Consider the following 628-nt stretch of genomic DNA (forward strand, 5'->3'; position numbering starts at 1 on the left):
GCAGATGCTGGACGTTTAAGCTGTTTAGAGCTGAACACAACTTCCATTACGTTCTTAAGTTCTTTAGCAGCTTTCTCTAACTGATATTTAAGTTCACTAGCACGACCATGAGTAGCTACAGCTAATGCACTGTCAGAGATGGTAAAGGTTTTCTTGAAGATTTGAGTGATTCCATCTTTCTCTTCTGTAGAACGTACTTTGATTACAGGGGTAGCAGATGGGTTAAAATCAGCACCTTCAAGAATTGATTCAACAGAAGCTAAGTCATACACTACTTTATCAAGAGCATCAATCTGCCATTTATAGCGAGGCTGCGGAGTGGCTTCTTTCTTAGAGCCAGTAACAATAAACGTATCTGTAGGGCTAATATTAGAAATCCAGTCCGCAAAACTGTCTTTCTTACCTTGCAGATCATAAGAATACAAAGTGGCCATTTTGTACTTATCCTTAAAATTTATAAACAAAAAAGCCCCACCCTATAAGGGCAGGGCTTATCATATTAGCCTGAGCTATTTATTAGATGAAAGTAACTGTCAATTTAACTGGAGCAGCAGGTGCAGCAGTTACAGTCAATTCAACAGGACCAACAGCTACGCCACCAGTTGTTTTAGACTTAACAGTAAACTTA

At 39.0% G+C, this 628-nt stretch carries 1 protein-coding gene; it reads right to left on the reverse strand.

Annotated features, from left to right (window positions below; genetic code table 11):
- A partial coding sequence (locus tag N1032_RS26115; protein WP_259543547.1) for a DUF5309 domain-containing protein occupies window positions 1-434 on the reverse strand: 434 nt, incomplete at its 3' end.
- Window positions 435-628: the final 194 nt, after the last annotated feature.

Source organism: Herbiconiux daphne (assembly GCF_024979295.1).
Classification (GTDB): domain Bacteria; phylum Actinomycetota; class Actinomycetes; order Actinomycetales; family Microbacteriaceae; genus Herbiconiux; species Herbiconiux daphnes.